Here is a 9513-nt window from a genome sequence, read left to right on the forward strand (position 1 = left end):
GAGTGGAGCGGTACAGGGCGGGCGGTGGGAGTGGAGCGGGCAGGGGGTCAGGGGGTGGTGGCCGCCGACAGCGCGCCGGCCAGGACCAGGCGGCCGGCGGTGCGGACCATCGCGGCGACCTCCTCGGCCGGCTGGCGCAGCGACGCCAGGCTGATCAGCGCGGCGAGCAGGACGTTCCCGAGGACGATCTCGACGTCGTCCCGCTCGGGCACCGGGTCGCCGATCGCCGTCGAGAGCCGGTCCCGCAGGAACAGGAACAGCACCGTACGGGGATCGTCGACGCTGGAGTCGTCCGAGGTCACGGCCTGGATGATGGCCGAGGTCAGCGTCGGCTCCGCCGCCGCGACGTACACGATGCGCTCCAGCATGGCGGTGAGCCGCTCGAGCGGGGTGTCGCCGACCGCGAGCGCGTCGACGTCGTCGATGACCCCGTGCGCCCAGGACGCCGCGACCTCGGTGAGGAGGTGGTCCTTGGTGGCGAAGTAGCGATAGACGGTCGCGCGGGCGACACCGGCGCGGTCCGCGACGTCGTGCATGGTGACGGCCGCGTAGCCGCCCTCCAGCGCGAGGTCCCGCGCCGAGTCGATCAGGCGTTCCCGCCGCGCCTGCTGATCCTTGCTCAGCGTCCGCGTGACGGTGAACCGCATGTCACCGCTCAAAACGTCCTGCCTCTCCGCGTGGGCGCGTCCGGCCGTGGCCGTCCCCATTCTTCCGCACGTTCGCCCGAGACGCCTACATCGGGGCCTTTCAGGCCCTTGCCGGACATGCCACCCCGATTCACGATGGACCTACCGTTCGCTTGGATGAGACTATCGTCTAGATTCAAGGCTCGTCGGCGCGAACGTGCGGACTCTTGGGCACGGACGTGCGGACATGCCACGCGGAGTCCCCCCGAGGAGCGCCCCCATGGACATCGACCTTCTCGACGGCGAGATGTACGCCACCGACCCCTGGACCGTCTACGCCCGGCTGCGCGCCGAAACCCCCGCCTACCGCGACGAGGGGAACGGCCTGTGGGGCGTCTCCCGGCACGCCGACGTGTTCGCCGTCGAACGCAACCCCAAGGTGTGGACGAACTCCGGCGGCTACCGGCCGCAGCTACCGGCCGACCCGTCCATGATCGGGCAGGACGATCCCGAGCACGCGCACCGCCGCCGCATGGTCTACCAGCGCTTCACCCCGCGCGGCGTGTCCCGCTACGCCGAGCGGATCCGCGCGACCGCCGTCGACTGCATCACCACGGCGCTGGAGGCGGGCACCGTCGACGCCGTCCCGGCGCTGGCCGCGCCGCTGCCCGCCCGCGTCATCGGCTGGCTGCTCGGCTTCCCCGAGGAGTCGTGGCCGCGGCTCGTCCACTGGTCGGAGACGGCCGTCTACGCGGGCGGCGGACAGCGCTACATCACCGACGAGGCCACGGTCGCGGCCGGCGAGTACGCCCTCGCCGTGCTCGAGATGGCCAAGGAGCGCCGCGCCCGCCCCACCGACGACCTGCTGTCCATCTGGTCGAACGCCGGGCCCGGCCAGCCCGCCTACGACGACGACCACCTCGCCCACGAGGCCCTCCTGCTGCTGGTCGGCGGCGCGGAGACGACCCGGACGGTCATCGCGACCACCCTGAACGCCCTCATCCGGCACCCGGCGCAGTGGCGGAGGCTGCGCGAGGACCCGTCCCTCATCCCGGACGCCGTCGAGGAGTTCGTCCGCTGGACGACCCCCATCCTCAACATGTGCCGCGTCGCCGCCACCGACACCGAGATCGGCGGCGTCCCCATCCCCGCCGGCGGCCAGGTCCTCCTGATGTACGGCTCCGCCAACCGCGACGAGAACGTCTTCGACGACCCGGCCGCCTTCGACGTCACCCGGCGTCCCGGCGACCACATCGCCTTCGGCCTCGGCCCCCATTTCTGTTTGGGCGCCTCACTCGCCCGCCTGGAACTCCAGATCTTCTTCGAGGAATTCGTGGCCCGCGTGGAAAGCGCCGAATGGGCCGACTCCGAAGGCCCCCGCTTCCTCCGCAACGCTTTCGTGAGAGGCGTGACGGAGTTCCCCGTGACCCTCACCCCCCGCTGAAGGCTCGGCGCAGCCCGAAAGGCCGGGCACTTCGGGCTGCGCCGCCCGCGTCCTATGGCTTGCGTCCCACACCGGCGTATCCGTCGATCTCCTGCTGCGAGCCGAACGGGTCCGGGTCGGGACGCCATCCGGTGAACGGCACCACGCCGGGCTCGACCAGCTCCAGGCCGTCGAAGAAGCCGGCGATCTCCTCGGGGCTGCGCAGGTTGTAGGGGACCGCGCCGCTCTCGTTGTACTCGTCGTGCGCCTGGACCGAGGCCTCGCTCGTGTCGGTGCCGTCGCTCAGGCTGAGGTAGCTGCCGGACGGGAGCCCGTCCAGGAGGCGCCGGACGATGCCGTGCGCCTCGGCGGTGTCGGCGACATGACCCATGATCCCGTTCAGGATCAGCGCGACCGGCCGGGAGAGGTCGAGCGTGCCCGCCGCCGCGCTGAGGATCGTGTCCGGGTCCTTCAGGTCGGCTTCGATGTACGCGCAGGCGCCCTCCGGGGTGCTGGTGAGCAGCGCGTTGGCGTGGACCAGCACCAGGGGGTCGTTGTCCACGTACGCGATCCGGCACTCCGGGGCCTGCCGCTGGGCGATCTCGTGGGTGTTGTCGGCGGTCGGAAGCCCGGTGCCGACGTCGAGGAACTGGCGGATGCCCGCCTCACCGGCCAGATAGCGCACGGCGCGGGCCAGATAGTGCCGGGACGCCTGCGCCGCGAAAACGATGTCGGGATAGGTGTCACGAACCTGGTTGCCGATCAGCTGGTCGATCGGATAGTTGTCCTTGCCCCCCAGCCAGTAGTTCCAGATCCGCGCGGAATGCGGAACGGACGTGTCGATCTCGCTCGGCGGCTCGCCGGGCGTGGCGAAACTGTCACTACTGGTCACGGAAATCCCTTTCCAGGACGGGCGGTATGCGAATTCGAGCCCAACGCTAGACCGGCCGCCTCCGGGGCGCAGGATTTCGCGGCAGCGTCCTTGTGCGCCCACGTCGAACCCGGCCCCCACCCGGCGCGTACCACCTGCTACGCCGGGGACCACACCTGGCCATGTGTGCGACAAGGGTTGATTCGAGTGGAATCGGGCTTGCGGCTGACGGAGCGTTACCGGCTCGTGGACCGCCTCGACGACGGCGGGACACCGAACAATTTTCGTCCGGCCCGCCGCCAGGACCGTCACTCGGCGCAGGACGCCGAGGACGAAAAATGTTCACTGGAGGTCTGGCGCGCCTGGGACGAACTCCTCGGCCGTCCCGTCGCGGTGAAGCTGCTGCCGCCCGCGCACACCGGCCGGCGACGCGCGTTCCAGCAGGGCGTCAACCGCGCCGCCGGCCTCTCCCACGCGGCGCTGGAGACCGTCTACGACAGCGACCGGACCCGTGACGCGTCCGGACGGCTCGTCTGCTACGTCGTCACCGAGTTCCTCGACGGCGTGACCCTCGCCGAACGCCTGCGCGCCGGGCCGCTCACCGCGTCCGAGGCCACCGGGATCTGCGCCCAGATCGCCGGGGCGCTGGAGGCCGCGCACGCGGCCGGTGTGGCGCACGGCGACCTGAACCCGGGCAAGGTCATCCTCCTCTACGGCGACGTCAAGGTCATCGACACCGGCATCGGCGGGATCCTCCGCGGGGCCCGCGAGCGGTCCGGCCCCGAGACCGCGGCCGTGCCCGCCGAAGCCGCGGCCGACCTGCGCGCGCTCGGCGCCGTCATCTCCGCCTGCCTCCCCGCAGGCGCACCGGCCGACCTGGCTGCGCTGGCCGCCCGCTGCGCCGCCGCGACCGCCGGTCACGGGCCGTCCGCGACGGAGATCGCCGCGCTCCTCACCCGCGACGACGGACCGCCGAACGCCGTCTTCACGGCGGTGCGGCCCCAGGCGCCGTCCCACGACCACCGCACCCGCGCCTTGCGCTTGCCCGCGCGTCCGCGCCGCCGGAGCGCCCGCTTGGCGGCGTTCGCCCTCGTGGTCGCGATCCCCGTCACGGCGGCGGCCGCGATGCTCGTCTCCGCGCCGCGCACGCCCGTCACCGTCCCGCCGCCCCCCGCGAGAGCGGACGCGACGCCTGCGCCGCCCGAGCGCGGCGCACGCGCGGCGGAAACAGGCGTGGCCGGGGCGCTCGGACGGCTGCGCCCGATCGTGAACCGCGGCTACCGCTCGGGCGAGATCCGCTCCGACGTCGCCATCGACCTCACCAACGTGATCACGAACCTGGAGAACGATCTCACCGCCGACCGGGAGGTCGACGTGGAGCAGCGGATCGACCTGCTACAGGACAAGATCGCCACCCGCCGCGACGAACGCGGCCTGTCCCCGGACCTCGCCGACGAACTCACCCGCGTGCTGGCGACGATCCAGACATGACGAGCGAACGGGACACCGGGGAGTGGCGGAGCGAGGAGCTCCGCCCGGCGCGCGGCCCCAACCTGCCGTGGCTGGCGCTCGCCGGAGTCGTCGCCACGGTCGTCGCCGCGGCCACCATGGTCATCGGGATCGGCGACTCGCTGGGCGACGACCGTCCGCCCAGCCGCCTGCTCCCCCTCCAGGCGGCCTCGCCGCCGACCACGCCGCCGGCATCGTCCCCGCCGGAGGACACCCCGCCCCCGACGCCCGGATCATCCAAATCATCCGAACCGCCCATATCCGAACCGCCCATATACGAAGCACTGCTCAGGCTCCACTTCGCCGTGGACGAGGGCGTCGAGCAGGGCGACGTCCGCGACGACGTGGGCATCGACCTCACCAACGTGATCGAGCGGATCCTCGACCACCCCGGCGCCCCGCCCGAACACCGCGACGCGGACGTCGCCCACCTGCACCACAAGATCGCCACACGCGCGCGGGAGGGCGCGATCGACGACGACCGCGCCAGAGAGCTCCACCGCATCCTGGAACACGCCACCGATTAGACGCAGCCCTCGAACTGGGGGACCTCGATGATCGACAGGTCGAGGCCGGTACCGCCGAACCACTTGTCCAGCAGCTTCGGGGCCGTCCCGTCCTGGTACATCTGCGTGATGGCCCGGTTCAGCGCCTCGCACCCGCCGACGTCGCCCTTCCGCAGCCCGATCCCGGTGTTCTGCTCGCCGATCCGGGCGTTCACCAGCCGGAACCCGCTGCCCTCCCGCTTGACGAGCCCCGCCAGGATCACGTCGTTGGTGCTGATCGCGTCCACCGCACCCGACTTGATCTTGGCCATGCACTCGTCGTAGTCCTTGGCGGGGACGAGCCTGGCGGTCATCCCGTGGATCGCCCGCAGCCGTTCCGCGGGGTTGGCCCCCTCCACGGAGCAGAACCTGCGCCCCTTCAGGTCCCGTATGCCGTCGATCCCGCGCTCGTCCTCCCGCACCAGCACGTCCTGGTAGGACATGTAGTACGGTCCCGCGAACCCGATCTTCGTCTTGCGCTCCGGCGTGACCGACAGCGTCGCGAGCACCATGTCGGCGCGTCCCGAGGTCAGCAGCGGTATCCGGTCGGCCGCCAGCGCCTCGACGAACCGGACGTCCTTCCCGAGCCGGTCCGCCACGTAGCGCGCGACGTCGATGTCGAATCCCTGGAACCGCCCGTCCCGAAGCTTGAGCCCGATCCTCGGCAGGTCCGGCCGCACACCGACCACAAGAGTCGACTTGTCGAGCAGCGACCCCGATCCGGTCTGCCCGCAGGCGCCCAGCAGCCCGCCCACCAGAAGAACCGCCGCCAGAACCCGCGACACCCCACCCACGCCCCTCACCGTCACGGGGCAACAATAAGTCCCCCATGACGGAAAGGTCAGCACGTCCCTCCAGATGACGGCGCTAACCGGACACCGCGGCGGCGACCACCCCCAGGACGAGAATCGCCACGAGGATGGCCGCCGTCAGCACCCAGCACAGCCGCAGGCCCGGTTCCAGCCGCTCCCGGGACGGCGGCGCCTTCGGCGCCGTCAGGCTGTTGAACATCTCGAACCGCTCCGCCAGCTCGCGATCCTCACGGCACAGCCCCATCTCGATCAGCGCGAGAACGCGGCTCTCATGCAACGGCAGGCTCATCGCTCCTCCAGCCCTCCCGGGCGCCCGGCTACGGCACTCCTCCCTAACTAACCCGCACGAACAAGATCTACCGCCACAGACCCCCGCAGCCCCCCCTTGACGACGCCATATCGAATATCGATATTATCGAGAAACGATACGCCCCCCGGAGGAGCCATGCGAGCCACATCCTGGTTGAGACGACTCGACCGCCACGGCCTGGAACTGACCATCGGCCTCGCCCTGCTGGGGTTCGGCGTCACCGCCCTCTTCCCACTCCTCGGGGTGATCGGCCTGATCCCGCCGGCGGACGCCCGCGAAGTCGACATCGACACCCGGGCACAGGTGCCCGACCTGTCGTCCGGAGGGATGTCGCTGCGGGGCACCCACCACGCCGAACTCACGGTCGGCGACCCCGGCCTGTGGGACCGCGTCCTGCTCTCCGGCCCCGGGATCGTCCAGGCCATACTGATCATCGTGGTCCTGACGCTCCTCATGCGGATGGCCACGACGTTCCAGGACGGTGACGTCTTCGTCCCGCAGAACACCCGCCGCCTCTCCGGGATCTCCTTCACCCTCCTGCTGGCGGCACTCGTCGTCCCGGCGCTGGACACCCTCACGACGATCGCCCTGGTCGGCGGAACGCCCCTGGAGCCCGCGGTGGAGACCGGCTACACGCTGTCCGGGCTCCTCCTGCTCCTCGCGTTCCTCGCCGCCGCCCTGGCGGGCGCGTTCGGCCACGGCGCCCGTCTCCGCGCCGACACCGAGGGACTCGTCTGATGCCACCGGACGAGCCCCACCAGATCGAGGTGCACCTGGACCAGATCCTGGCCGACCGCGGCATCACCCTCACCGAACTGGCCGAGCGCGTCGGCGTGACGCCGGTCAACCTGTCCATCCTGAAGAACGGCCGCGCCAAGGCGATCCGCTACACCACCCTCAGCGCCCTCTGCCGCGAACTCGACTGCCAACCCGGCGACCTCCTCACCTACAAGCGGACCTGAACCGCTCACCTGCAAATCCCGTGACCGTTCGGTCCACACCCTGCCGAACCCACGGACGCGCCGACCTCAGCCACCACAGCAACCACGCAACAAGGCCAACAGTCGCGATCGCGTCCGAAGGCAGGTTTCGAGCTTGCGAGAAACCTGATCGCGCAGCGAGCCGCAAGGCGAGCCGGAGCGATGCAGCGATCGCACGTGGAATCTCCGGGCTCGGGCGCCCAGCGCCCGAGCCCGGAGATTCCACCATGAATACAGCGAACGAACCGGGCCTTTCGGTCCGGGTCAAGGCTTCGTCCGCTGCCCGGGCTCTCTGGCTATGAGATTGAGGTGCCGGCGACCACTTCCGTTTCTGTGTCGGGGACGGTGGGGGAAGGCTGCGGGCGGCGCGGGTTCATGCCAAGGGCGGCGATCGCAGCGATCACCATGAACCCGCCGACCATCAGCCAGGCGTTCACATAGGCGTTGTGCGCCTCGGTGTAGCCGGCCGGGGCGCCGAGGACGGCGACGGCGAGGCTGACGCCGAGGACGGTGCCGATCTGCCGGCTCATGTTGACCACCGCGCTGCCGGTGGCGTAGCGGTGGGACGGCAGGTCGACGGCGGCGGCCGAGAGGATGGTGGGCAGGGCGAGGCCAACGCCCGTGCCGCCGATGAGCCAGCCCGGCAGCAGCTCGGTCGTGTAGGCCGGTGCCGGACCGAGGCTCATCGCGATCATGACGACGCCGAACGCGCAGAGCATGCAGCCGACGGCGGTGATCAGACCGACGGGGACGCGCGCGGTGGCCATCTTGCCGGCCACGATCGCCATGATCGGGACCATCAGCGGGCCGGGCGCGACGGCGAGCCCGGTCCTGATGGCGGAGTAGCCCCAGACCTGCTGCATCCACAGGACGCCGAGCAGGAGGTTGGCGGCGAACGCGACGCTGAACAGCAGGACGGTCGCGTTCGACCAGGAGAAGGTGCGTACGGCGAGCAGGGACGGCTCGATGACCGGCCTGGGGTGGCGCAGGGAGCGCACCCAGAACCAGGCGAGCGCGAGCAGCGCCCCGCCGATGACGACGGTGGTCTGGTCGCCCGGCCAGTCGTTGATCTTCACGAGGCCGAGGGCGAGCGCGGCGATGGCGATGGTGAGGACCACGGTTCCCGGCAGGTCGGGGATGCGGGCCGTGGCGCCTTCGCGGGAGTCGGGGACGTACCGGAGCGCGAGCAGCGTCACGGCGATCCCGATCGGGATGTTGATCTCGAACACCAGCCGCCAGGAGCTGTCCACCAGGACGCCGCCGACCGCGGGACCGGCCGCGGCGGCGAGCGCGGCGGAGGCGGACCAGATCCGCACCGCGCCGCCGCGGCGGGCCGCCGGGTAGACCGACAGCAGCAGGCCGAGGCTCGTGGGGATGAGCGCGGCGGCGCCGGCGGCCTGCAGGACGCGGAAGCCGACGAGCGACCACAGGTCCGGCGCCATGGCGCAGGCCTGGGAGGCGACGGTGAAGACGACGAGGCCCGCGATGAGGACGGGCTTGCGGCCGTAGCGGTCGGCGAGGCGGCCGAGCGGGACGAGCAGGGCGGCGAAGACGATCGCGTAGGCGTTGAGGACCCAGGACAGGTCGGCCATGGGGTGGCCGGCGAAGTCACGGCCGATCTCGTCGAACGCGACGTTGACGATGAACAGGTCGAGGCCCGCCATGAAGGAGGCCACGGAGAGCACCGCGAGCACCGCCCGTGGACGCACCTGACTTTGTTCTCCCATAGTCAGGGAGGCTAGCGAGCAGGCTGACTTTGGTCAAGCGAAGTCAGAAGGTTTATAGTGGGCACGTGACAATCGCACTTGAGGGGCACTTCGCCGACCGCGACGCCTGGTCCATGCAGAACTGCCCGGTCGCGAGGACGCTCGCCGCGCTCGGCCCGCCGTCGGCGGTGCTGGTGCTGAGCGAGGCCTACTTCGGGACCAACCGGTTCGGCGACTTCGTCCGCAACCTCGCCATGACCGAGTCCGCCGTGACCGCCCGCCTGCGCCACCTCGTCAAGGCCGGCCTGCTCAGCCGGGAGCCCTACCAGGAACCGGGGCAGCGCACGCGTTACGAGTACCACCTGACGAAGATGGGCCAGGACCTCGCGCCCACGCTCGTCGGGCTCATGGAATGGGGAGAGACGTACCTGCCCGGCGACGAGGGACGCCAGGTCAGGCTGACCCACGCCGGCTGCGGCAAGGCGGTGGCGTCACAGGTCAGGTGCGCGGACGGCCATGACGTCGGGGTGGACGAGATCATCATGGGCCCGCCGAAACTCGACGAGGACCCGGACGGCGGCGGCCCGAACGGCGAGAACCCGAACGGCGGCGGCCCGGCCCGCGCCGGTCAGACCGCCGACCGTCCGTCCAGGAACGGCTGAAGCACGAAGCGGCCCCAGCCGGGGAACACGAACTAGCTGTCGGGGGTGGGGGCCGGGGTTCTCCAGGCG

At 71.0% G+C, this 9513-nt stretch carries 11 protein-coding genes; 6 read left to right on the forward strand and 5 right to left on the reverse strand.

Going from position 1 to position 9513, the window contains the following annotated elements:
- Positions 1 to 47 precede the first annotated feature (47 nt).
- Positions 48 to 707, reverse strand: coding sequence for a TetR/AcrR family transcriptional regulator (locus tag E1285_RS40380; RefSeq protein ID WP_243723391.1), 660 nt, complete (start codon positions 705 to 707; stop codon positions 48 to 50).
- 199 nt (positions 708 to 906) lie between these two features.
- Here E1285_RS40380 and E1285_RS40385 point away from each other — a divergent pair, with 199 nt between their 5' ends.
- Positions 907 to 2070 (forward strand): cytochrome P450, encoded by a 1164-nt coding sequence (locus E1285_RS40385; RefSeq protein WP_165966962.1) that lies wholly within the window; start codon positions 907 to 909, stop codon positions 2068 to 2070.
- Positions 2071 to 2122: 52 nt separating this feature from the next.
- Here E1285_RS40385 and E1285_RS40390 read toward each other — a convergent pair whose 3' ends face one another.
- Complete coding sequence (locus E1285_RS40390; RefSeq protein ID WP_207947180.1) at positions 2123 to 2941, reverse strand: SAM-dependent methyltransferase; 819 nt, start codon at positions 2939 to 2941, stop codon at positions 2123 to 2125.
- 198 nt (positions 2942 to 3139) lie between these two features.
- Here E1285_RS40390 and E1285_RS40395 point away from each other — a divergent pair, with 198 nt between their 5' ends.
- Positions 3140 to 4411 (forward strand): protein kinase, encoded by a 1272-nt coding sequence (locus tag E1285_RS40395; protein WP_165966963.1) that lies wholly within the window; start codon positions 3140 to 3142, stop codon positions 4409 to 4411.
- Positions 4408 to 4956 carry a hypothetical protein gene (locus tag E1285_RS40400; RefSeq protein WP_132159886.1) on the forward strand — a complete coding sequence of 183 codons (549 nt, stop codon included), beginning with the start codon at positions 4408 to 4410 and terminating at the stop codon, positions 4954 to 4956. The genes E1285_RS40395 and E1285_RS40400 overlap by 4 nt, the downstream gene beginning before the upstream one ends.
- On the opposite strand, the gene E1285_RS40405 is transcribed toward E1285_RS40400, so the two are convergent.
- Complete coding sequence (locus E1285_RS40405; protein ID WP_165966964.1) at positions 4953 to 5783, reverse strand: transporter substrate-binding domain-containing protein; 831 nt, start codon at positions 5781 to 5783, stop codon at positions 4953 to 4955. The two genes, E1285_RS40400 and E1285_RS40405, sit on opposite strands and share 4 nt — an antisense overlap.
- A 58-nt stretch (positions 5784 to 5841) precedes the next feature.
- Complete coding sequence (locus E1285_RS40410) at positions 5842 to 6075, reverse strand: DUF3040 domain-containing protein (RefSeq protein WP_132159888.1); 234 nt, start codon at positions 6073 to 6075, stop codon at positions 5842 to 5844.
- 156 nt (positions 6076 to 6231) lie between these two features.
- Here E1285_RS40410 and E1285_RS40415 point away from each other — a divergent pair, with 156 nt between their 5' ends.
- Both E1285_RS40415 and E1285_RS40420 read left to right on the forward strand, forming a co-directional pair.
- Complete coding sequence (locus E1285_RS40415; protein WP_132159889.1) at positions 6232 to 6834, forward strand: DUF2975 domain-containing protein; 603 nt, start codon at positions 6232 to 6234, stop codon at positions 6832 to 6834.
- On the forward strand, positions 6834 to 7058 hold the full coding sequence (locus E1285_RS40420; protein WP_132159890.1) for a helix-turn-helix transcriptional regulator: 225 nt from the start codon (positions 6834 to 6836) through the stop codon (positions 7056 to 7058). The genes E1285_RS40415 and E1285_RS40420 overlap by 1 nt, the downstream gene beginning before the upstream one ends.
- 314 nt (positions 7059 to 7372) lie before the next feature.
- On the opposite strand, the gene E1285_RS40425 is transcribed toward E1285_RS40420, so the two are convergent.
- Complete coding sequence (locus E1285_RS40425; RefSeq protein WP_132159891.1) at positions 7373 to 8803, reverse strand: MFS transporter; 1431 nt, start codon at positions 8801 to 8803, stop codon at positions 7373 to 7375.
- Positions 8804 to 8868: 65 nt separating this feature from the next.
- Between E1285_RS40425 and E1285_RS40430 the strand changes: the two genes are divergently transcribed.
- Positions 8869 to 9444: a helix-turn-helix domain-containing protein gene (locus E1285_RS40430; RefSeq protein ID WP_207947181.1), complete on the forward strand. Its 576-nt coding sequence runs from the start codon at positions 8869 to 8871 to the stop codon at positions 9442 to 9444.
- Positions 9445 to 9513: the final 69 nt, after the last annotated feature.

Source organism: Actinomadura sp. 7K507 (assembly GCF_004348425.1).
Classification (GTDB): Bacteria; Actinomycetota; Actinomycetes; order Streptosporangiales; family Streptosporangiaceae; genus Spirillospora.